Origin of the sequence: Pseudarthrobacter siccitolerans, from assembly GCF_030823375.1 — a bacterium.
In the GTDB taxonomy this organism is placed as follows: Bacteria; Actinomycetota; Actinomycetes; order Actinomycetales; family Micrococcaceae; genus Arthrobacter; species Arthrobacter siccitolerans_A.
Map to the genome: position 1 here is coordinate 618373 of NZ_JAUSXB010000001.1, position 22024 is coordinate 640396.

The 22024-nt window shown below is 65.0% G+C and carries 18 protein-coding genes; 7 read left to right on the plus strand and 11 right to left on the minus strand.

What is annotated here, in order from left to right; translation table 11 throughout:
- The first annotated feature begins 5 nt into the window (after positions 1 to 5).
- Complete coding sequence (locus tag QFZ36_RS02975; protein ID WP_306633801.1) at positions 6 to 1469, plus strand: HNH endonuclease; 1464 nt, start codon at positions 6 to 8, stop codon at positions 1467 to 1469.
- An 83-nt stretch (positions 1470 to 1552) separates the two neighbouring features.
- On the opposite strand, the gene hisS is transcribed toward QFZ36_RS02975, so the two are convergent.
- Entirely contained in the window at positions 1553 to 2923 is a 1371-nt protein-coding gene (gene hisS, locus QFZ36_RS02980) for a histidine--tRNA ligase (RefSeq protein ID WP_306633802.1), read from the minus strand.
- Positions 2924 to 3151: 228 nt separating this feature from the next.
- Here hisS and QFZ36_RS02985 point away from each other — a divergent pair, with 228 nt between their 5' ends.
- The 3 genes from QFZ36_RS02985 (at position 3152) to QFZ36_RS02995 (ending at position 6455) form a co-directional block, all read left to right on the plus strand.
- Complete coding sequence (locus QFZ36_RS02985; RefSeq protein WP_306633804.1) at positions 3152 to 3958, plus strand: peptidylprolyl isomerase; 807 nt, start codon at positions 3152 to 3154, stop codon at positions 3956 to 3958.
- Between the two features lie 67 nt (positions 3959 to 4025).
- On the plus strand, positions 4026 to 5615 hold the full coding sequence (locus tag QFZ36_RS02990) for a DUF349 domain-containing protein (protein WP_306633805.1): 1590 nt from the start codon (positions 4026 to 4028) through the stop codon (positions 5613 to 5615).
- A gap of 102 nt (positions 5616 to 5717) precedes the next feature.
- The gene (locus QFZ36_RS02995) at positions 5718 to 6455 is read left to right on the plus strand and encodes a type IV toxin-antitoxin system AbiEi family antitoxin (RefSeq protein ID WP_306633806.1); all 738 of its coding nucleotides are present in this window, start codon (positions 5718 to 5720) and stop codon (positions 6453 to 6455) included.
- Here the strand turns inward: QFZ36_RS02995 and QFZ36_RS03000 are convergent.
- The 9 genes from QFZ36_RS03000 to pdxT all read right to left on the minus strand — a co-directional run bounded on the left by QFZ36_RS03000 (position 6336) and on the right by pdxT (position 16315).
- Positions 6336 to 8726, minus strand: a complete 2391-nt coding sequence (locus tag QFZ36_RS03000) for a RelA/SpoT family protein (RefSeq protein ID WP_306633808.1) — start codon at positions 8724 to 8726, stop codon at positions 6336 to 6338. The genes QFZ36_RS02995 and QFZ36_RS03000 overlap by 120 nt on opposite strands.
- Before the next feature lie 132 nt (positions 8727 to 8858).
- Complete coding sequence (gene secF / locus QFZ36_RS03005; protein WP_306633813.1) at positions 8859 to 9875, minus strand: protein translocase subunit SecF; 1017 nt, start codon at positions 9873 to 9875, stop codon at positions 8859 to 8861.
- On the minus strand, positions 9875 to 11635 hold the full coding sequence (gene secD, locus QFZ36_RS03010) for a protein translocase subunit SecD (protein WP_306633815.1): 1761 nt from the start codon (positions 11633 to 11635) through the stop codon (positions 9875 to 9877). The genes secF and secD overlap by 1 nt, the downstream gene beginning before the upstream one ends.
- A gap of 102 nt (positions 11636 to 11737) precedes the next feature.
- Positions 11738 to 12148 carry a preprotein translocase subunit YajC gene (gene yajC, locus QFZ36_RS03015; protein WP_306633816.1) on the minus strand — a complete coding sequence of 137 codons (411 nt, stop codon included), beginning with the start codon at positions 12146 to 12148 and terminating at the stop codon, positions 11738 to 11740.
- 207 nt (positions 12149 to 12355) lie between these two features.
- On the minus strand, positions 12356 to 13444 hold the full coding sequence (ruvB, locus tag QFZ36_RS03020; RefSeq protein ID WP_306633818.1) for a Holliday junction branch migration DNA helicase RuvB: 1089 nt from the start codon (positions 13442 to 13444) through the stop codon (positions 12356 to 12358).
- On the minus strand, positions 13437 to 14081 hold the full coding sequence (gene ruvA, locus QFZ36_RS03025; RefSeq protein WP_306633820.1) for a Holliday junction branch migration protein RuvA: 645 nt from the start codon (positions 14079 to 14081) through the stop codon (positions 13437 to 13439). Before ruvA ends, ruvB begins: the two co-directional genes overlap by 8 nt.
- Positions 14082 to 14180: 99 nt before the next feature.
- Complete coding sequence (gene ruvC, locus QFZ36_RS03030; protein ID WP_306633821.1) at positions 14181 to 14759, minus strand: crossover junction endodeoxyribonuclease RuvC; 579 nt, start codon at positions 14757 to 14759, stop codon at positions 14181 to 14183.
- A gap of 86 nt (positions 14760 to 14845) precedes the next feature.
- On the minus strand, positions 14846 to 15601 hold the full coding sequence (locus tag QFZ36_RS03035; protein WP_306633822.1) for a YebC/PmpR family DNA-binding transcriptional regulator: 756 nt from the start codon (positions 15599 to 15601) through the stop codon (positions 14846 to 14848).
- A 3-nt stretch (positions 15602 to 15604) separates the two neighbouring features.
- Complete coding sequence (gene pdxT / locus QFZ36_RS03040) at positions 15605 to 16315, minus strand: pyridoxal 5'-phosphate synthase glutaminase subunit PdxT (protein ID WP_306633824.1); 711 nt, start codon at positions 16313 to 16315, stop codon at positions 15605 to 15607.
- Between the two features lie 90 nt (positions 16316 to 16405).
- On the opposite strand from pdxT, the gene QFZ36_RS03045 reads away from it, so the two are divergent.
- Positions 16406 to 17698, plus strand: coding sequence for a Mur ligase family protein (locus QFZ36_RS03045; protein ID WP_306633826.1), 1293 nt, complete (start codon positions 16406 to 16408; stop codon positions 17696 to 17698).
- Positions 17695 to 18447, plus strand: coding sequence for a type 1 glutamine amidotransferase (locus tag QFZ36_RS03050; RefSeq protein ID WP_306633828.1), 753 nt, complete (start codon positions 17695 to 17697; stop codon positions 18445 to 18447). The genes QFZ36_RS03045 and QFZ36_RS03050 overlap by 4 nt, the downstream gene beginning before the upstream one ends.
- A 71-nt stretch (positions 18448 to 18518) precedes the next feature.
- Here QFZ36_RS03050 and QFZ36_RS03055 read toward each other — a convergent pair whose 3' ends face one another.
- Positions 18519 to 19787 (minus strand): CapA family protein, encoded by a 1269-nt coding sequence (locus tag QFZ36_RS03055; RefSeq protein WP_306633830.1) that lies wholly within the window; start codon positions 19785 to 19787, stop codon positions 18519 to 18521.
- Positions 19788 to 19871: 84 nt separating this feature from the next.
- Between QFZ36_RS03055 and QFZ36_RS03060 the strand changes: the two genes are divergently transcribed.
- Positions 19872 to 21884: a M3 family metallopeptidase gene (locus QFZ36_RS03060; protein ID WP_306633832.1), complete on the plus strand. Its 2013-nt coding sequence runs from the start codon at positions 19872 to 19874 to the stop codon at positions 21882 to 21884.
- Positions 21885 to 22024 lie beyond the last annotated feature (140 nt).

The following is a 22024-nucleotide window of genomic DNA, read 5'->3' on the forward strand; positions in this document are numbered from 1 at the left end:
TGTTTATGGAAGCGGATCAGTTATCGGCAGGGGCGGTCCCGGTGGTGATGCGTGCTGTGCCTTCTGTTGCTGATGTCCTTGCACTGCTGGCTGCTGTTCCTGTCGCTGAGGACGGCGCCGGAAAGATTGACCAGATGCGGGAATTCGAGGACGTGAAGTCCGCGGTCGCCGCGAAACAGGCCCGGATTGCCGTTGCCTATGACCTTGAGGTGCGGCGGGAACAGGCCGCCGCGGGTGTGCCCGCCGATGAGCTTGGTGCCGGGGTAGGCGCGCAAATCGCCCTGGCCCGGCGAGAGTCCCCGGCACGCGGCGGCAGGCTGCTGGGACTGGGGAAAGCCCTGGTCACCGAGATGCCCCACGCGTTCGCGGCACTTCAGAGCGGGCAGCTGAGCGAGTGGCGGGCCATCCTGATCGTGAAGGAAACCGCCTGCCTGTCCGCCGAAGACCGGGCCGCGGTGGACGAAGAAATCGCCGCGGACACCGGCACCCTGACCGGCTGCGGGGACCGGGCCATCACCGCCGCCGTCCGCACCGCCGCCTACCGGCGCGACCCCCAATCCTTCGCGAAACGGGCTTCCCATGCCGTGGCGGAACGGACCGTCAGCCTGCGCCCGGCACCGGAAACCATGGCCTACCTGACCGCGCTGGTCCCGGTCGCGCAGGGCGTCGCCGCCTACGCTGCCCTGACCCGCCAGGCAGACGCCCTCAAATCTTCCGGTGATGAGCGGTCCAAGGGCGCCATCATGGCCGACGAACTGATCGAACGCATCACCGGCACCCCGGGCGGCTACACCGGCATCGACCTCCAGCTCGTGATGACCGACCGGACCCTCTTCCAAAGCGACAGCGAACCCGCCCGCCTCGCCGGCTACGGCATCGTTCCAGGTGAATGGGCCAGGAAGGCCATCATGAACCCAGCGTCAGGGTCTGGATCTGCAGACGATGCGGACAGTGCCGGGTTCAACGTCTGGCTTCGCCGGCTCTACACAGCACCAACCGGCGGTGAACTCGTCGCGATGGACTCCAAGGCCCGGCTCTTCCCGCCTGGGCTCCGGCGGTTTATTCAGGTACGGGATGACACCTGCCGCACCCCGTACTGCGACGCGCCGATCCGCCACCTGGACCACGTCATCCCCTGGCACAACAACGGCCCAACCACCAGCACCAACGGCCAAGGCCTCTGCGAAGCCTGCAACCACACCAAAGAAACACCAGGCTGGGGCGCCACAACTGTTTCCAGGCCAGGGCAACGGCATGCCGTCGAAACACGAACGCCCACCGGCCACACCTATCGCTCCACCGCGCCGCCTTTGCCGGGGACATCAGTGACCTCAAGTCCTCCAGTCCAAACGCCGGTGGCCAGCCTGCCAGCACCTCCAGAGGCTCGGCCCCACCGCCGTCGCCGTGAGCACGGGCAACGCGCCAGGGAGCTCAAGCGCGCACGCTTCGAGCCGTCGGAGCTGGCATAACTAGCATCGCGGAAGCTGGATCATCACGGTAGCTGCTTCGCCGTTGCTAAAGGCGGACACCACTGATGCCACTCCGAACCGCATTAAACCGCGGATGGCACCGGAGCTGTCGCAGACACCTGCGCGGTCAGATCTTCTGCCGGCGGCGTCCAAGTCTCCGGGAAGGCCACCACCTGGTCGCCGGTGCGGAGGTCCTTGACCTGATGGGTGCCGTCGTCGTCCGTGAACCAGACGAAGGGGATGCCCCGGCGGTCGGCGAATTTGATTTGCTTGCCGAACTTCTCCGCCTTGGCTGCCACTTCCGTGGGGATTCCGCGGTTGCGAAGCTGGGCGGCCAGGTCCTGGGCAGCGCTCCAACTCTCGTCGTGGGTCAGGGCAACAAGCACGGCGGTGGGAACCGAACGCGAAGCCTTGGCCAGATCCTGACTGAGGATGCGGGATACGAGCCGGGTGACGCCGATCGAAAGGCCCACACCCGGGAACTTCCGGTTGCCCTTCGAGGCCAGCGCGTCATAGCGCCCGCCGGAGCAGATGGAGCCGAGCTGCTCGTGACCCACCAGGACTGTCTCCACCACAGTACCGGTGTAGTAGTCCAGGCCGCGGGCGATGCTGAGGTCAGCCAGTACCTTGCCGGGGGCACGCTGGACAGCGGCCTCGATGACCTGTTCCAACTCGCTCAGGCCTTCCTCGAGCAGCTCATTGCTGACTCCCAAGGCGCGCACCTGTTCCACGAAGGAGGTGTCCTCGGTTCGGATTGCGGCCAGCTCCAGGGCCTTCTGTGCCTGCTGGTCCGTTGCACCCAGTTCAGCCTTCAGCAACTCGGCGACCTTCACGGGACCGATTTTTTCGAGTTTGTCGATGCTGCGCAGCACGCCAGCGGTATCCTCAAGCCCGATACCGCGGTAGAAGCCCTCAGCGAGTTTGCGGTTGTTGACCCGGAGGCGGAAGTCGGGGATGGGAAGGGCGCTTAGGGCCTCAGCAATGACCAGCGCGATTTCGACGTCGTAGCGGAAGGGCAGTTCGCCGTCCCCCACCACATCGATGTCCGCCTGCGTGAATTCGCGGGCGCGGCCCTCCTGCGGACGCTCGCCGCGCCAGACCTTCTGGATCTGGTAGCGGCGGAACGGGAAGGCGAGGTAGCCGGCGTTCTCCACCACGTAACGGGCGAACGGAACCGTCAGGTCAAAGTGGAGTGCAAGCGCGTGCGGATCGGCTTTGCCGCCCTTGACAGGATTCTCGCTCTCGTCCTCCTGGAGCCGGCTGAGACCGTACACTTCCTTGTCGATTTCACCCTTGCGCAGCAGCTGCCCCACCGTTTCAACCGCCCGCGTCTCAATAGAAGCGAATCCGTGCAGCTCGAATACCCGGCGCAGCGTATCCAACACATGCAGCTCCACCAGCCGCTCCTCGGGAAGCCACTCGGGGAATCCGGACAGGGAGGCGGTGCGTGCCATGGTGGATTTTCTCCTCTTGATAAGAGTGCCTGAGACTTGCCCGCGGCCCCGAAACGGGCTTGAAACCGCGGCAGTCCAGCCAGTCATGCATAAACTATGTGCGGCAGTCAGTTTATGCGTCATCCGCCGGCATCTCTAATGCAGCGGAGCGCCCGGGCTCGGCCGTCAGACACCTGCGCCCGGGGCCCCGCGCCACGCACTGCAGCAGCCCGACAATGAGGAGGACCCTTGGCGACCAGTTCACGCAGCGCCCGCGAGGCAAAGCGGCGCATCCAGCAGATGGAAGCCAAGCGCGAGCTGCGCCGGGACCAGGAGAAGCGGCGCAAGCGCGACAACCTGATCGCCGCCGGCGCCGGGACGGCCGCCGTGGTGCTCGCCGTCGTTCTCCAGTTAACGGCCTTCGCGGGCAATCCCACTGAGGAGGAGTTCGCGGCCCTTGAGGCCGGTTTGTCCAGTCCCTCCGCGTCCGCAAGCCCCTCCGCGGAGGCGACCAACAGCCCCAACATCCCTGCCGCGGAAACGGCCGCCGGCAAGACCTTCAGCGGTGAACTGGTGCTGAACGGCAGCCCCCTGGCCGTGGAACTGGACGGCACAAATGCGCCACAGGCCGCCGCTGTTTTTAAGTCGCTCAGCGACGAAGGCTATTTCAACGCGAAGACCTGCCACCGTCTCACCACAGGTGAATCGTTCGGGCTGCTCCAATGCGGCGCCTCCGGTCCGGACGGTCAGGGCGACCCGAGCTACACATGGGGACCACTGGAGAACACCCCTGCCGACGATACGTATCCCGCCGGAACCATCGCCGTGGCCCGTACCGGCAACAACGCCTTTGGGAACGGAAAGCAGTTCTTCGTCGTCTACAAGGACACGGTCATTCCTCCCGACAGCGCCGGCGGGTACACCGTGGTGGGAAGGGTGACTTCCGGCCTTGACGTGGTGTCGAATATCGCTGCCGCCGGAATTACCCCGGGCAGCAGCGACACAGACGGCGCACCCGTGGAACCAGTCACGATAGACTCGTTTTCTCTGAAGTAGGAAGCCCGGCCCTGGAGGCTGCGGTGCAGGACCTGAGTATTTTCCTCCAAGCGAAAGACTTTTAGCGGTGACAGACAGTCAGAAATCCGACGAAACAGCAACAGACCTGACCGAGACGGCGGCGCCCGCCCCCGAGGAAGCATCTGAAGCGACCAGCATTCCGGCAGCGGAAGCCCCCGAAACAGCCAGCACCCCGGCAGCGGAAGCCCCCGAAACAGCCAGCACCCCGGCAGCGGAAGCCCCCGAAACAGCCAGCACCCCGGCAGCGGAAGCCCCCGGGGAAACTGCCCCGGAAAGCAAGGCCCCGGCACCCCGTCCGGCCCCCTCCCCGGCCGCCTTTGCTTCGCGCCCTAAACCAGCCGCCGCACCCGCCGCAGCACCTGTCCCCGCAGCGCCCGCAACGTCGCTGGCCGAAGCGTCGAAATGGGGCCGCGTTGAGGGCGACGGACACGTGTTCTTGAACATCGACGGCGCTGAGCATCCCGTGGGCCAGTACCCGGGAGTCAGCAACGACGAGGCCCTGGCCTACTTCGCGCGGAAATATGACGACGTGGCGGCCCAGATTGTGCTGCTCGAACAGCGCGTCAGCTCCAAGGCCCCCAGCACTGATATGCAAAAGACCGTCACCCACCTGCGCGAGCAGCTCGCCGAGCGCAACATGGTAGGGGACCTACGGTCTGCAGAGGCCCGCCTCGATAAGTTGTCCACGCAGATCGCTGAACTCGAACAGGCGGAGAAGGCCGAGCACGACGCCGTCCGCGCCTCCGAGCTGGCTGCCCGCGAGGCGATCGTGGCCGAAGCCGAGCAGATCTCGGGCCAGGATCCCGCCCAGACGCAGTGGAAGACTTCCAGCGCCCGGATGAACGAACTGTTCGAGAGCTGGAAGGCGGCTCAGAAGAGCGGAGTCCGCCTGGGCCGGAGCAACGAGGACGCCCTGTGGAAGCGGTTCCGCGCGGCCCGCACCGTATTCGACCGTCACCGCCGGGCCTACTTCTCCCAGTTGGACAGCAACAACTCTGCTGCCAAGTCCGCCAAGGAGAAGCTGATCGCCGACGCCGAAGCGCTGTCCACCTCCACTGACTGGGGCTTCGCAGCTGGAGAGTACCGGCGCCTGATGGACCAGTGGAAGGCCTCGCCACGGGCAAGCCGCAAGGACGACGACGCCCTCTGGGCCCGGTTCCGTGCTGCACAGGACGCCTTCTTTACGGCACGCCAGGCGGCAAATGACGAGATTGACCACGAATACGCCGAGAACCTCACGGTCAAGGAAGCCCTCCTGACCGAAGCCAACGCGATTGTCCCGGTGAAGGACCTCGCTGCTGCCAAGAAGGCGCTGCAGTCCATCCGGGACCGCTGGGAAGAGGCAGGCAAGGTCCCGCGCGCGGACATGGGACGCGTCGAGGCCGGACTGCGGAAGGTGGAAGATGCAGTCCGCCACGCCGAGGAAGAGCAGTGGCAGCGGTCCAACCCTGAGCGGAAGGCCCGCACCAACAGCGCCCTTTCGCAGCTTGAGTCCGCCATCGCCGGGCTGCAGGAAGACCTTGCCAAGGCTGAGAAAACCGGCGACCAGCGCAAGATCAAGGCTGCCCAGGAAGCCCTCGAAGCACGGCAGGCCTGGTTGGACCAGATCCAGCGGTCGGCCAGCGAACTGGCCTAGGCCTTTTACCGCCAGGGTGTTGCGGCACAGGCCCGGTTCCGGTTATCCACATAACCGGAACCGGGCCTGTGCCCGTTAACGGCGGCGCGGCAGGATGGGTGGATGGCGACACCAACGGCTCCTCCCGGCGCCACCCACGGCGCGGATTCCTCCTCCGGCGCAGAACCAGTGCTGCGTTTCCCAGAGCTTTATGCCCCGGGCATGCCCTTTGCCTTCCCGGAACTTCAGTCGTTGGCCGCTGACGGCCTGCTGACACGGTTCCATCAGCACGGCTATGCGCTGCCCGGGACCCATGCCACTCCGCAACTCCGGGCACGGGCGGCAGCTGGGGCAGTTCCTGCAGCGGTCCGTCAAAGGGTAGTGGCCGGGCGCATGACGGCGGCGTGGATCTATGGCTGTGCCAGCGAGCCGGACCGTCTGGCGCTGCTGGTGGACGCCAAGCGCCGCGTTTCCAGCCTCCGCAACACCAGGGGCTGCACATTGCACGAGGTTAAGCTCGGGCCCTTCGACGTTGTCAGCCTGGGCGGCCTGATGGTCTCCAGTCCCCTGCGCACCGCGCTCGACGTCGCGCTGCATGTAGAAGCAGAACGGGCCATCCCAACCCTGGCCAGCCTCCTGGCACGCCCGCAGAAGGATGTGCGCCTGCGGTTGCTGGTCCTGGCCATTGAAGCGAGTCCGCGGGTACCGCACAAGAGGGCGGCACTGGAGAAGCTTGCGCAGTTAGCTCCGGCGCTTGTTCCCGGTGGTGCGGTAAACGTCGAAAACGCCGTCGATCCGGCGGACAGCACTCAGGACGTGGTGCAAGTACTTGGGGTCACCCATCTCGAAGGCGAACTTTGAAATGGCAACCCGGTCACTGGACGTATGGACGCTGGCCGCCAGGATGTTGACGTGGTTCTCGGACAGCACACGCGTAACGTCAGACAGCAGTGACTTCCGGTCCAGCGCTTCAACCTGGATTTCCACGAGGAACACGCTGGACTGCGTCGGCGCCCAGTCCACATCCACGATCCGGTCCGGCTGGTCCTTCAGGTCCGAGATGTTGGTGCAGTCCGTCCGGTGCACGGACACTCCCGAACCCCTGGTCACAAACCCGAGAATGGGATCCGGCGGAACAGGGGTACAGCAGCGGGCCAGCTTCACCCAGACGTCGCCGACGCCGCGGACCACAACGCCGGAATCGGAGAACCGCGCCTTCGTGACTTGGGTGGGAATGCTGACTTCGGTGATGTCGTCGTCAGCGCTCTCGTTGCCGCCGAGGCTTTCGACGAGCTTCTCCATGACCGCCTGGGCGGAGGTGTGCCCATCCCCCACCCCGGCGTAAAGGCCAGAGATGTCGACGTACTTGAATTCCTCAGCCACTGCGGCCAACGCCTCATGCGTCATCAGTCGCTGTAGGGGAAGGTTCTGCTTCCGCATGGCACGGGTCAGGAGTTCCTTGCCGCGGTCGATCGCCTCTTCACGGCGTTCCTTGCTGAACCACTGGCGGATCTTGTTGCGGGCCCGGGCGCTCTTGACGAAATGCTGCCAGTCCTGGCTGGGCCCTGCTCCCTCGGCCTTCGAGGTGAAAATCTCCACCCAGTCGCCGTGATTCAACTCACTGTTGAGCGGAACCAACTTCCCGTTAACCCGGGCACCGATGGTCCGGTGTCCCACTTCGGTGTGCACGGCGTAGGCGAAGTCCACCGGAGTGGACCCGGCCGGCAGGGCCATGACCTCGCCCTTGGGGGTGAAGACAAACACTTCGCGGGCATTGATCTCGAACCGCAGGGAATCGAGGAACTCGCCCGGATCTGACGTTTCCTGCTGCCAGTCCACCAGGGAGCGCAACCAGCCCATGTCGCCGTCGCGGGGGCTGCCGGGGCCCACTGCGGTGCGGTTGGGCTGGTCCTTGTACTTCCAGTGCGCGGCCACGCCGTACTCGGCGCGGCGGTGCATTTCGTGGGTACGGATCTGGATTTCCACCGGCTTGCCGCCGGGACCGATGACGGTGGTGTGCAGCGACTGGTACATGTTGAACTTGGGCATCGCGATGTAGTCCTTGAACCTGCCGGGCAGCGGATTCCAGCGCGAGTGCATGGTGCCGAGGGCGGCGTAACAGTCCCGCACGGAGTCCACCAGCACACGGACACCCATCAGGTCGTTGATGTCGTCGAAGTCTTTGTCGCGGACAACCATCTTCTGGTAGATGGAGTAGTAGTGCTTGGGGCGGCCAGTGATGGTTGCCTTGATCCTGGCCGTGCGGAGATCTTCGGTGATCTGGTCGCGGATGACGCTCAGGCTCTTCTCCCGCTCGGGGGTCCGGTCCCCCACCATGCGGACGATCTCTTCGTACACCTTGGGGTACAGTGCCGCGAAGGACAGATCTTCCAGTTCCCATTTGATGGTGTTCATGCCCAGCCGGTGCGCCAGCGGGGCAAAGATTTCCAGGGTTTCGCGCGCCTTGCGGGCAGAGGACTCGGCGGAAACGAAACGCCAGGTGCGGGCGTTATGGAGCCGGTCAGCGAGTTTGATCATCAGCACCCGGATGTCCTTGGCCATGGCCACGACCATCTTGCGGACTGTCTCCGACTGGGCCGCTTCACCGAAGCTGACCTTGTCCAGCTTGGTGACCCCGTCCACTAGCATGGCCACTTCGGGCCCGAAGTCCCGCTTCAGGTCGGCGAGTGTGTAGGGGGTGTCCTCCACCGTGTCGTGCAGCAGGGCCGCCGCCAGGGTGGTGCCGCTGAGTCCCAGTTCGGCGAGGATGGTGGCCACCGCTACCGGGTGGGTGATGTACGGGTCACCGCTCTTGCGCTTCTGGCCGCGGTGGCTTTGCTCTGCCACGTCGAACGCACGCTGGATAAGGTCGAAATCCTCTTTGGGATTGTTGGCCCGGACCGTCCTCAGCAGAGGCTCAAGGATGGGTGAGTAATTTGCGGTACCCCGGCCTGTCAGACGGGCAAGCCGGGACCTGGTGCGTTCCCGTCGGCCGGGAAAAGTGGGGCGGGAACCGGAGTTGTCCACGGGAACCAACGAACCTGCGCGCGCGGAAGCGGCCGCACCGGTCTGCACACCGGCCGGACTCTGATCTCCTTGTGCCGTCGGCACCGACGCAGAACGTTCTTCCAATGAAGCACCCCTCATGACCGTTTAATTACCCCAGTCTATTCCTCAGCCCAGTGACTTTTATAACCGGGCCTTAAAACAGCAGGGGCCGGGCGGTGTCAGGGTTCTGACGCTGCCCGGCTCCTGCAAAACGGCCTATGCCTGTGCCGGCTCCGCCGAAGCAGTGGACCGCTCCGCAGTGGCCCGCCGCTGTTCCACGCGCTTGGCTTGCCTGACGAGGTCCGGCTCCTTCTGGCGCAGCCAGGCATACATCGGAGCGGCAACGAAAATCGTGGCTGCAGTCCCGATGAGGATGCCAACGAACAGAGCGAGCGAGAGGTCGCGTAGTGTTCCTGCGCCAAGGAGGCCGGCCCCGATGAACAGGATGGCGCCCACGGGGAGGATGGCTACCATCATGGTGTTGATCGAGCGCACCAGGGTCTGGTTCACGGCGAGGTTGACTTCCTCGGCAAAGGTGCGCCGTGTGGACGCGTCGAGGTCGGCCGTGTTCTCGCGGATCTTGTCGAATACCACCACTGTGTCATAGAGGGAGTAGCTCAGGACTGTCAGGAACCCGATGATGGCCGACGGCGTGACTTCGAAGTCGCTGAGGGCGTACACCCCGGCTGTCACGAACATGGTGACCAGCATGCCTGCGAGAGCCGAGAGCGACATCTTCCATGTGCGGAAGTACAGGGCCATCAGCACGGCGGCGAGGAGTACAAAAATCACCAGGCCGATTAGTGCCTGCTTGGTGACGTCAGCACCCCACGTGGGTCCCACGAACGTCGAGGTCACTTCGTTGCCTGTGACTCCGTAGGCTGTGGTCAGGCCCTCCTTGATGCGGAGAGTCTCATCGTCGGTGAGTTTGTCGGTCTGGATCCGCATGGTGGTCCCGGCCACGTTGGCGACGCGGGGGATGCTGCCGGCCACCACGTCGGTGACGGCGTTCTCGCCCACAGTGGCGTCCGTGGTCTTGACGTTCGAGACCGTGAATTCGGACCCGCCGCGGAATTCGATGCCGAGGTTGAAGCCGCCCTTTGCCACCGGGATGAGGATGGACAGGGCAACGGCCACCGCTGCGATGATGAACCAGATCTTCTTGGCCCCTACAAAGTTGTAGGAACGCTTGCCGGTGTAGAGCTCGTTACCGAAAGTCGCGAAGCTTGGCATTACTTGTTCTCCTTCGCTGCAGACTTCGAGGAACCTGCGAGCTGCTCCTGCTTCTGCGCCAGCCGGCGTTCGGCAATGGTCATCCGGCGTTCAGCCTCGGCTGCGGCGCCTGCATTCTTGGCGCGGACGGCGACAGCGGGCCTGTCCTCAGGCGTCCGGAGGCGGCCTGCGCCGCGGTACAGCGGAACAGCTCCAAGCCGCTTGGGGTCGAGGCCGGAGAACCGGTGTCCTTCACCGAAGAAGCGGGTGCGGGCCAACAGCTGCAGGGTGGGGTGGGTGAACATAAACACCACCATGAGGTCGGCGATGGCGGTCAGGCCCAGGGTGAAGGCGAAGCCACGCACGTTGCCGACGGCTACGAAGTACAGGACCAGAGCCGCCAGCAGGTTGACTGCCTTGGAGGCCAGGACGGTCCGCTTGGCACGTTTCCAGCCGTTTTCGACGGCGGACACCAGCCCGCGCCCCTCGCGGAGCTCATCACGGATGCGCTCGAAGTAGACAATGAATGAGTCTGCCGTCTGGCCGATGGCCACGATGATGCCCGCCACGCCAGCCAGGGACAGTCGGTAGTTTTCCGTCCAGCCCAGGATGGCGATAGCCAGATACGTCAGGATGCCGGCTACCACCAACGAGGCGATGGTCACGAAACCAAGGGCCCGGTACTGGAACAGCGAGTAGACCACCACGAGCAGCAGGCCGATGAGGCCTGCGAGGAGGCCCATCCGCAACTGCTCGCCACCGAGGGTGGCGGAAATCTGCTGTTCACTCTGGATTTCGAAGCTGATGGGCAGTGCGCCGAACCGGAGCTGGTCAGACAGTGCCTTCGCGGTCTGTTCCGTGAAGCCACCGGTGATCTGCGGGCGGCCATCAGTGATAACGGCCAGCGAACGCGGAGCGGAGATGACCTGGTCATCCAGCACGATGGCGAACTGCGCCTTTGGGTCGCTGCCCGATTGTCCGCCGGCAGCCACGTAGAACTGGTTCAGGCGTTCGGTGACCTCTTTGAATTTGGCTGTGCCTTCGCCGTCGAACTGGATGTTAACTGCCCACTCGTTCGTAACGGCGCCCTGTGCGCCCTGCTGGAGCTGGAAGGAGGAGGTGACGATGTTGCTGCCCTTCACCTCCACGGGACCCAGGATGTATTTGATCGCGGGGTTGGCTCCGGCAGCAGGTTCACAGGTGACCAGCGGCTTGGCGGGGTCCGAGCGTTCCTGCTTGTCCTGGGACGGGTTGTCGCAATCCAGGGCTTCGAACTGGCGGTAAATTTCCGGGGTGATCCAGTTGGTGTCGCTGCTGTTGGCGGGTTCTGCCGTCGGCTTGGGAAGCTGGTCTTCTGGTGCCCGAGCTTCCTCCGGGACGGGGGCGCCGGCTCCGTTGAGCAGGACGGGCCGGAAGTTCATGTCAGCGGAGGCCTGGATCAGGTCGCGGGTCTGGCTGGAGGGGGTGCCGGGAAGGCTGACCACCACATTGCGCCCGGACTGGGTGCTGATCTCGGCTTCGGCGACGCCGGAACCGTCCACGCGCTGGCGGATGATCGCCACAGCCTGGTTGAGTTGGTCTTCATTGATGTCCGAACCGCCCTCAACCTTGGGGGCCAGAATCATCTGGGTGCCGCCTTCGAGGTCCAGGGCCAGCTTGGGCGCCCAGCTGGCCTTCCCGGCCATGGTGCCGCCGGCCAGGACAGCGGTCAGCCCGACGATGAGGACGCCGAGCCAGACCAGGACCCTGAGGCCCGGTTTCTTAAGGCCAGTTCGTGCCATTATTGATCTTTCTCTTATTCACGGAGGAACCGCCGATGCCCGGTTTTACCGGCACGGGCGGTGTCCCGCAGCCGTAGAGGTCTTGAAAAGCGCTAAAGGGGACTAGCTGTCCTTCTTGCCCTCATCATTGAGGCGCTTGAGGGTCTCGTCCGGTGTCTCGGCCTGCTGGGCCGGAGTTCCGGTTTCCGGTGCGGTGTGTTCCTGCACGGTGAGGGACGAAGCGTCGTCAGGCACTGCGGGAGAACCAACTTCCGGTGCCACGGCCGGCTCGATGACCTTGGTGACGGACTGCCGGTGCACGGTGGCGAGGTTGCCGGGGGAAAGCTCAAGGGTGACCTTGTTCTCGGCCTCATCGATGTCCACGATGCGCCCGAAGAGGCCGAAGCTGGTCATCACGTCGACGCCCGGGCCGAACTTCGACTGGAGTTCCGCCTGCTGCTGCTGCGTCTTCTTGTTGCGGCGGAACATCATAAAGATGAACACGCCGAGCATGACGAACAGGAGAATTGACATTGGATCCAAGGGGAATTCCGTCCTTTTATGTGCCTAGCTGGTTTTCCAGCAACATCGGCTTTGCTCCGGCCAGGGCGAACTGTCAGTCAGGCAGAAGCCTGGCGGGTGCCTTCCCCAGCAACGCTGGTGGCCCGAGCCACCGCGAAACAAAGACCCGAACGTGCCGAGCGTCATACCAGTCTAAAGGGAAAAACTGAAGGGAGCCTGTTATTGGCTTTGCGGGGCCCAGTCTTCGGTGCCGTCGACGTCGTCTCCGGCGGTGTCGAAAAGATCCAGCGGTTCCTGCCCGAAGACGCCGGACGGTACGGCGTAGCCGAGGTGGCTCCAGGCCGGCGCCATCGCGATCCTGCCCCGCGGGGTGCGGCCCAGCAGCCCCTCGCGCACCAGGAAGGGTTCGGCTACCGTCTCCACGGTCTCCGTTTCTTCACCGACGGCGATGGCCAGGGTGGACAGGCCTACGGGGCCGCCGCCGAATTTGGTGATCAGTGCTTCGAGGACTGACCGGTCCAAGCGGTCCAGGCCCTTCTTGTCCACTTCGTACATGTCCAGTGCTGCGGACGCCGCCCGCGCATCAATCTGTTCAATGCCATGCACCAACGCCCAGTCCCGAACGCGCCGCAGCAACCGGTTGGCGATGCGGGGCGTGCCGCGGGAGCGGCCGGCGATCTCGCTGAATCCGGCGGAGTTGACCTTCAGGTCCAGCAGCCCGGCTGAGCGCCGCAGGACAAGCTCAAGCTCGGCAACAGAATAGAACTCCAGATGCCCGGTGAAGCCGAACCGGTCACGCAGCGGTCCCGGCAGCAGGCCCGCGCGGGTGGTTGCGCCGACGAGCGTGAACGGCGGGAGCTCAAGCGGAATGGCCGTGGCGCCGGCACCCTTGCCCACCACGATGTCCACGCGGAAGTCCTCCATGGCCATGTAGAGCATTTCTTCGGCGGGCCGGGACATGCGGTGGATTTCGTCCAGGAACAGGACCTCACCCTCGGACAGCGAGGAGAGGATGGCAGCAAGGTCTCCGGCGTGCTGGATGGCCGGGCCGCTGCTGATCCGCAGCGGCGCGTTCATCTCGGATGCCACAATCATGGCCAGTGTTGTCTTGCCGAGCCCGGGAGGCCCCGAGAACAGTACGTGGTCCGCGCTGCGGCCGCGCATCCGGGACGCCTGCAGCACCAGCGAGAGCTGCTTTCGCACCCGGTGCTGGCCAACAAAGTCGTCGAGGTTCTTGGGGCGGAGGGCGGCTTCAATGACCCGCTCTTCCGGCTCCTCCCCCGCGGCCACCAGGGATGGTTCAGCCACGGCTGCCTACGCGGTTGCCGGCGCGTGCCCCGTCCTGGCCCAGCCAGCGGAGCGTGGTCCGCAGGATCTCCGGCACGTTCCCGCGGAAGGAAACCTCGGGATCGTCGGCCAGGGCCTTGTCGATGCTCGAGGAGGCGTCTTTCTCGGACCAGCCGAGGCTTGTCAGGGCGGCCACCACCTGGGGCTTCCAGGCGGCCTCCGCGGCAGTGGGTGCACTCGCTGAACCGACGGTGCCATGCGGCACGAGTTTTCCGGCCAGCTCGAGGACAATCCGGCCGGCCACCTTGGGTCCAATGCCGGGCACTTTGGTGAAGGTTTTGTTGTCGCCGGTGTGTGCCGCCACCCGGATGGCCTCCGGATCGTGCACAGCAAGAACCGCCAGGGCCAGCCGGGGGCCAACTCCGCTGACACTGAGCAGGATGTCGAAAACTTCCCGCTCGTCGTCGGACGCGAAGCCAAAGAGCGTCAGGGAATCCTCCCGCACAATCAGGGAGGTGAAAAGCTGCCCCTCCTCCCCCGTGCGGAGCCTGCTGAGGGTCTGGGGTGTGGCGTTAACACTCATCCCCGCACCGTTGAGGTCGATCACGGCCGTGGACAGGCCTACGTGCGCTACGGTTCCGCGGAGGAAACTGATCAAGGCCGGGCTCCTGGTGTACCGCCGGGCTGCTACCTGGAAAAAGGGCAGGACCGGCTATCCGAACATATCTACGAATACCCTAGCAAGCAGCCAGGACAATCAGCGGGCACGCCGCACCTTCGCCTCAGCTTCGGCCCACGCTCTCTGGGCCGGCGTCAGCGAAGAACTGCCGGGCCCCGTGGTGGCAACGGCAGCGCCGCTGCCTGCCCGCCAGGCGTGGGTGATCGCCAAGGCCAGGGCGTCTGCTGCATCGGCCGGGCGCGGCGGCGCCTCCAGCCTGAGGATCTTGGTGACGAGCTTGGTCACCGCATCCTTGTTGGAGGTGCCGCTGCCGGTGACCGCCGCTTTGACTTCCGACGGCGTGTGGAGCGCCACGGGGATTCCGCGGCGCGCTGCGGCGGCGATTACCACGCCGGACGCCTGGGCAACCCCCATGACCGTGCTGACGTTGAGCTGGGAAAAGACGCGTTCGACGGCGAGGACGTGGGGTTCGTAGCGGTCCAGCCATTCGTCGATGGCGAGGGCGATCACCAGGAGTCGCTGGTCCAGCGTTTCCTCAGGCGAGGTGCCCACCACACCAACAGCCACCATAGTGGCCCGCCTGTTGCGCTCAACGTCCACCACGCCAATGCCGCAGCGGGTCAGTCCCGGATCAACCCCGAGTACGCGCAGCGTCACGGCCGGCCGGTTCCAGCAGCAAGGCAGGGAACAGCAACTTGGCCGAAAACGGCGGGAGGCGAGGGTTCAGCAGGCACCGCCGGACGTCACTCGGATTCCAGGGCAGCCTGGACTTCGTCGCTGAGGTCGGCGTTGCTGTAGACGTTCTGGACGTCGTCGAGGTCTTCCAGCGCGTCAACGAGCTTCATGAACTTCTTGGCTGCTTCGAGGTCCAGGGGAACTTCCATGGACGGGACGAATTCGGCCTCGTCCGTGTCGTACTCGATCCCTGCTTCCTTGAGCGCATCGCGGACAGCCTGGAGGTCCTTCGGATCCGAGTGGATCTCGAACGAATCGCCGTTGTCCTTGACTTCCTCGGCACCGGCGTCAAGGACAGCCATCAGGACGTCGTCCTCCGTGAGATCCTTCTTCGGCAGGGACACTACGCCCTTGCGGCTGAAAAGGTAGCTGACTGAACCGGGATCGGCGATGGTGCCGCCGTTGCGGGAGATGGCCAGGCGGACTTCCGAGGCTGCGCGGTTCTTATTGTCCGTCAGGCACTCGATGAGCAGCGCCGAACCCTGCGGGCCGCGGCATTCATACATGATCTCGGTGTAGTCCACCACTTCACCGGTCAGGCCCGCGCCGCGCTTGATCGCACGGTCGATGTTGTCAGCCGGAACGGAAGTTTTCTTGGCCTTGGTGACAGCGAGCTCGAGGCCCGGGTTGCCAGAGAGGTCGGGGCCACCCATGCGGGCAGCGACTTCGATGTTCTTGATCAGTTTGGCGAACGATTTTGCACGGCGGCTATCGAGGATGGCCTTCTTGTGCTTGGTCGTCGCCCATTTGGAGTGGCCTGACATGCTTTACGCTTCTCCTCTGATCATGCGGATAAAAAGTTCGTGTACGCGTTTCTCCCCAGTCACTTCCGGGTGGAAGGAGGTGGCCAGCAGGTGGCCGGAACGCACTGCAACAATTCTAGCTGCCCCCGGCAGCGGAACCGCGTGGGACGCGTGCTCCGGATCCGCCGGTTCCACCTGGGCCAGGATCTCAACATCCGGTCCCACCCGCTCCACCCAGGGTCCGCGGATAAAGACGGCGTGAACAGGGGGAACGCCGGATTCCGTGGCGCTGAAGTCCAGGCCCTTGAAGTCCAGGTCCGTCTCGAATGACTCGCGCTGCCGGCCGAAGGCGTTGCGGCGCACGGTGATGTCCAGTCCGCCGAACGTCTGCTGGGGAGCCCCGGAAAGGTCGGTGGCAGGATCAGCGACGTCAGAGGCCAACAGGATCATTCCGGCGCAGGAACCGTAAACCGGCAGCCCCCCGGCGATGCGCTCCTTGAGCGGCCCGGCCAGGTCGAAGGCGCGTGCGAGCTTATCGATGGCGGTGGATTCGCCGCCGGGAATGACAAGGCCGTCCAGGCCGTCCAGTTCCTGCGGGCGGCGGATGCCCAGACCCACGGCGCCGGTTTCTTCGACCGCCCGGAGGTGCTCGCGGAAGTCACCCTGGAGCGCCAGCACGCCGATCCGGAGTCCGGAACCTACGCGCGCCGAAGCAGCTGAAAGGGAATTTGTCATCCATCCAGCATACGGCGAGATCGCTTTCCGCCCGGCCGCAGGGCCGTCCCTGGCGGCAGCTGTATACCGCTGCTGGGATATATTCGAAGTATGTTCTCCTTCAGCGTTCCGCTCGGCAAGCTGGTCCGTCGCGCCTCCCGGCTGCGGGGCGGCGGGTCTGCCTTCCCGGGGCTGGTGGTCGAAAAAATCGATCCCGGCTTCATGCGGCGGACACTCACCACCCTCCCCCACGGCGTGGCCGTCGTCAGCGGCACCAACGGCAAAACAACCACCACAAAAATGGTGGTGGAGCTGCTGGAGAGCCAGGGGCTGAAGGTTTTCACCAATCGCACCGGCAGCAATTTCACCCGCGGCGTGGCCGCTGCCCTGCTCGGCGAGGTGGACTGGCGGGGCCGGCTCGACGCTGACGTCGCGGTTTTGGAACTGGACGAGGCCCACGCCGTTCACTTCGTCAACAGCGTGCCTCCGCGCTACTGCCTCCTCCTGAACGTCCTCCGCGACCAGCTGGACCGGTTCGGCGAGATCGACAAAACAGCCCAGCTGCTTCAGCACATCGCAGCGAAAACCACGGGGACAGTGGTACTGAACCGCGAGGATCCACGCGTTGCCCGGATCGCCGAAACGCTGACCGGGCAGGAGGTCAAGTACTTCGGCCTGGACGATTCGCTGCTGGGAACTTTCCCCAACGACGACGACATGCGCGCCGCCCCCGGGAGCCCCGCCCCGGCGGGACTTCCGGAGAAGCCCGCTGCCGACGTCGTACTCCGCAAGGTGGGCGCGGACAGCGCTGTATTCGAGTACGACGGCGGCACGGTCACCACCGGGATGAAGCTGCGCGGCGTGTACAACATCTTTAATGCGGCGGCGGCGCTGACGCTTGCGCGCAGCATTTGCGGCGGGGGTGCTGCCGCCGCGGACCACGCCACCCTGCTGGAGGCACTCTCCCTGGTTCAACCTGCGTTTGGCCGTGGCGAGAGCCTCACCGTGGACGGGCAGCCGCTGGACCTCGTCCTGGTGAAGAACCCCAGCGGCTTCCGGCTGGGATTGAAGTCCTTCCCCGCCGGTGGCTACGCCACGATGATCGCCATCAACGACAACTACGCGGACGGCCGCGACATGTCCTGGCTGTGGGACGTGGAATTCGACTCGCTGCGCGAGGGCGGAGTGGACCAGCTCACTGGATCCCGTGCCTACGACATGGCGTTGCGCCTGCAGTACGACGACGTCCGCATCGGCGGGGTGGAGACCGAGATTGCGCCGGCCCTTGCCGCCTTCATCAGGGAGGCCCAGGGCAAGCCCAAGCGCATTTTTTGCACCTACACCGCCATGCTGGCGATCCGCCGCGAGCTGTCCAAAATCACCACCGTGGAGGTCGTCTCTTGAGCCAGGCAGGCGCGGATTCCCCGCAGGAAAGCAAAGGCACCCTGCGGGTGGTGCAGCTGTATCCGCGGGACATGAATATTTACGGCGACTGGGGCAACGCCCTGGTCATGCAGCAGCGGCTCCACTGGCACGGCTACACCCCGGAACTGCTCGAATACAACGTGGGCGATCCGTTCCCCGCTGATGTGGACATCATTGTGGGTGGCGGCGGCCAGGACAGCGGACAGCTGGTCATCCAGGACGACTTGCAGTCGCGCGCGGCAACCCTGAAGGACCTCGCCGAGGACGGCGCCCCGATGCTGATGATCTGCGGGCTCTACCAGCTTTTCGGACACTTCTTCAAGACGCGCACCGGAGCGGTCATCCCCGGGATCGGCGTCCTGGACGTGGAAACCCACGGAACCGACGAACGCCTCATCGGCAACGTCAAGGTGGCCACGCCCGAGTTCGGCGAAGTCCTTGGCTACGAGAACCACAGCGGCCAGACCACGCTCGGCAGCGGCGTGCGGCCCCTTGGCACCGTCCCGAAGGGCACCGGAAACAACAGCAGCGACGGCCATGAAGGCGCCCGCTACCGCAATATCGTGGCGAGCTACCTGCACGGATCGCTGCTGCCGAAGAACCCGGCAATTGCGGATTTCCTGATCAGCAAGGCTGCTGAGCGGAAGTTCGGGACCTTCGAGCCCGGCCACCCGGACGATCGTTTCGCCGAGCTGGCCAGGGAGCATGCGGCACGCCGTCCGCGCTGAGGCCGCTGCGTGTGCTGACACCACTGACTCCGCCGGAGTCCGACGGCGGCACTTGCCTTGCCGCAGAAGGCTTACGGTTCGCGGGTGATCAGGAGTTCATGGGCGCCGGCCGCTGCCGCTCCGCGGGATTCCACCACCGCACTGGTGCGCTGCCTCGTTGCTGCATCCGCTTCCGCGCCGGCACACGGCCCAAGCGGCGCGTCGGCAGCTACCGAACACCAGCGGTAGGGATCGCGAACAATTACCGATGGTGCCCAGGCGAGGTCGGTGGCTGACCATTTTCCGGCCGCGTCCTGGCCAAACTGCACCCTGACCAGGAGGCCCTCATTGTTGACCACGTACCAGGGTGACAGTTCGGTGATGCCATTGCCGAGGCCGTACACAATCCAGGTTCCTTTGTAGTTTTCTATGGGCAGCACTGAGTGGGTGTGGTGCCCATAGATAAGGTTGAACTGCCCGCTGTCCACCAAGGCGTGCGCAACCTCCTGCTGCTGTGTGTTCGGTTCGCTGGCGTACTCCTCTCCGGCATGCATCGCGCCCAGGACGATGTCCGCCCCGAGCTCCCGGGCCTTCACGGCCTTGGCGATCATGGCCGGGGCGTCCAGCATGTCCACCTGCCACGGGTAGTCCGGGACCAGTCCGTTGAGCCCGTAAGCGGCCTCGATGATTGCTACTTTCGCGGCGGGCGTCTGCATGATGAGGATCCGCTGGGACTCACTTTCCGTCCGGTAGGAACCTGTGTGTTTCAGGCCGGCAGCATCCAGGGCATCAAGGGTGCGCAACAGTCCATCCGTGCCACGGTCGATGGTGTGGTTGCTGCCGGTGGTGCATGCCTGGTAGCCCACATTCCTGGAGGCGGCGATGATCTGCGGTGGAACGTTGAATGACGGATACCCTGAGAACGGACCCTCGGGGCCGGCCACCGGTGTTTCCTGGTGGCAGACGGCAAGGTCGCTGTTGTTGATGTACCGGCGCTGTCCTTCGAGCAGTGGCACAAAATCGTAGCCCGGCTTGCCCCCAGCGGCCGCATCCTGCTGCGCCTGCTGCCAGAGCTGGTTGTGGACCAGCATGTCACCGGTGACCAGAACCGAAGTGCACCGCAGCACCGGGCAGCCCGGGCCCTTGCCGGCTGTGGGCGTCGGCGTGGGGCTGGGAGCCGGAGCTGACGTGTCTGCACCCGGGGCTGGCGAACCGGAGACTTGGGAACTGGAAACAGCAGGCCGGGGGGTCTGCCCGTTCTGCTCAGCCACCAGGCCGCAGCCGGCAAGTGCAGCAACCGCGAACAATGCGCAGACGGTGGCGCCGGCGCGCGCGGCGGCACCGCCCCAACTAATCCCCATAGCGGTCATTCTAGGTCTGTCGCCGGCCGCCACGGGCATTTGCGGGTCGTTGAGAAGGCGTGGCCCATGTGGAAGATTTGCGTCATGACAAACCCCCTCCTTCGTCCCAGCCCGCTTCCGTTCGGCCTGCCTCCCTTCCCGGAAATCCAGGCTTCCCACTACGCGGAGGCCGCGGAGGCTGGATTCGGGGAGCACCTGGCCGAAATCCAGGCCATTGCGGAGAACCCTGTTCCCGCCACCTTTGAGAACACGGCCGTGGCCATGGAACGTTCCGGGCAGTTGCTGCAGAGGACCGCCGCGGCGTTCTTCACACTCGTGTCCGCGGACGCATCGGATGCAATCCGGGATCTTGAAACGGAACTGTCCCCGCGCTTTTCGGCCCACCAGGACGAGGTTTTCCTGAACCGGGCGCTTTACGAGCGCTTTGCAGCCATCGACATCTCGGGCCTTGATGACGAGTCGGAACGCCTGGTGGAGGAGTATCTGAAGGAGTTCCGGCAGTCCGGTATCCAGCTGGACGGGCCGGGGCAGGAGCGGCTCAGGGAACTCAATGCGGAGCTCTCCCGGTTGGGCACCGAGTTCGGCCAGCGGGTCAAGGAAGGGATGAAGTCGGCAGCCCTCCTGCTTGATGATGCCGAGGACCTGACAGGTATGCCTGCGGAGGACGTGGACCGGGCCGCGGAGGCTGCCCGGGCCGCGGGGCACGACGGGAAGTTCCTCCTGACGCTGATCCAGCCCACCAACCAGCCCGCCCTCGCCGTCCTCGAGAACCGGGACATCCGCCGTCGGGTCTTTGAGGCCTCGGCGGCCCGCGGCAGCAGCGGCGGAAGCCTGGACGTCCTGGAGGCCGCCAGGTCCATGGCGGGCCTGCGCGCGGAGAAGGCCGCCCTGCTGGGCTTCGCCAACTACGCCGAACTGGTGGTTGACCGCCAAACCGCACCCGATTTCGAGTCGGTCCAGTCGATGCTGAACCGCATGGCGCCGGCCGCCGTACGCAACGCCGACCGCGAGGCTGCAGCACTTGCGGAGGCAGCCGGCCACCCCCTGGAGGCCTGGGACTGGGCCTATTACTCCGCGAAGGTACGGCGGGAAAAATACGAAGTGGACGAGCAGGCCCTCCGCCCGTATTTCGAGCTGGACCGGGTCCTCACTGATGGGGTCTTCTTCGCCGCAACATCCCTTTACGGCATCACCTTCCACGAGCGGACGGACCTGGCCGGCTACCACCCGGATGTCCGCGTCTGGGAGGTGCGGAACGAGGACGGCAGTGCCCTTGGCCTGTTCCTGGGTGACTACTACTCGCGTGAGTCCAAGCGCGGAGGTGCCTGGATGAATTCGCTGATGGAACAGTCGGAACTGCTGGGGACCGCACCCGTGGTCATCAACAACCTGAACATCTCCAAGCCCCCGGCCGGCGAACCCACGCTGCTGACCCTCGACGAACTGCGGACCACGTTCCACGAGTTCGGCCATGCCCTGCACGGGCTGTTCTCCAGCGTGACCTATCCGAGGTTCTCCGGCACAGCTGTTCCCCGCGACTTCGTGGAGTACCCGTCCCAGGTCAACGAAATGTGGATCCTGTGGCCGGAGGTGCTTGCCAACTACGCGAAGCACCACAAAACCGGGCAGCCTCTCCCCCAGGACATCGTGAACAAACTCAGCGAATCGCGGCTGTGGGGTGAGGGCTTCGCCACCACCGAGTACCTGGGAGCGGCCCTGCTGGACCTGGCCTGGCATGTCCTGGGAGCCGGCGAGGTACCTGAGGACGCCGTGGCCTTCGAGGACAAAGCCCTCGCCGCGGCCGGCATCGCCCACGCCCTGATACCGCCGCGTTACCGTACGGGATACTTCCAGCACATCTTCGCCGGGGCAGGCTACGCGGCGGGCTACTACTCCTACATCTGGAGCGAGGTACTGGACGCCGAAACGGTGGACTGGTTCACCGAGAACGGCGGCATGACCCGGGCCAACGGAGAACGTTTCCGGCAGGAGCTCCTGTCCCGCGGAAACAGCAGGGATCCCCTGGAGTCGTTCCGGACCCTCCGCGGCCGCGAAGCCAAACTAGAGCCCCTCCTAAAACGCCGCGGCCTGGAGTAACCCCGCTCCCCCACCCCACTTAAAGAAGTACGACGCCGGTCCCCCACCAGAGAAAGGTGAGGAACCGGCGTCGTTGTTCAAGAAAGCCAAAGAAACGGCCGAAGGGCGGCGTTATCCGGCAGCGCGCGTAAAAGGGGCCC

What these genes read in the sequence shown, in the direction of transcription:
- QFZ36_RS02995 (WP_306633806.1), top strand. Translation starts at nt 5,718, where the DNA reads ATGGCGACACCAACGGCTCCTCCCGGCGCCACCCACGGCGCGGATTCC.
- QFZ36_RS03045 (WP_306633826.1), top strand. Translation starts at nt 16,406, where the DNA reads ATGTTCTCCTTCAGCGTTCCGCTCGGCAAGCTGGTCCGTCGCGCCTCC.
- QFZ36_RS03055 (WP_306633830.1), bottom strand. Translation starts at nt 19,787, where the DNA reads ATGGGGATTAGTTGGGGCGGTGCCGCCGCGCGCGCCGGCGCCACCGTC.
- QFZ36_RS03060 (WP_306633832.1), top strand. Translation starts at nt 19,872, where the DNA reads ATGACAAACCCCCTCCTTCGTCCCAGCCCGCTTCCGTTCGGCCTGCCT.
- hisS (WP_306633802.1), bottom strand. Translation starts at nt 2,923, where the DNA reads ATGGCACGCACCGCCTCCCTGTCCGGATTCCCCGAGTGGCTTCCCGAG.
- yajC (WP_306633816.1), bottom strand. Translation starts at nt 12,148, where the DNA reads ATGTCAATTCTCCTGTTCGTCATGCTCGGCGTGTTCATCTTTATGATG.
- secF (WP_306633813.1), bottom strand. Translation starts at nt 9,875, where the DNA reads ATGCCAAGCTTCGCGACTTTCGGTAACGAGCTCTACACCGGCAAGCGT.
- QFZ36_RS02975 (WP_306633801.1), top strand. Translation starts at nt 6, where the DNA reads ATGGAAGCGGATCAGTTATCGGCAGGGGCGGTCCCGGTGGTGATGCGT.
- pdxT (WP_306633824.1), bottom strand. Translation starts at nt 16,315, where the DNA reads ATGACAAATTCCCTTTCAGCTGCTTCGGCGCGCGTAGGTTCCGGACTC.
- QFZ36_RS03035 (WP_306633822.1), bottom strand. Translation starts at nt 15,601, where the DNA reads ATGTCAGGCCACTCCAAATGGGCGACGACCAAGCACAAGAAGGCCATC.
- secD (WP_306633815.1), bottom strand. Translation starts at nt 11,635, where the DNA reads ATGGCACGAACTGGCCTTAAGAAACCGGGCCTCAGGGTCCTGGTCTGG.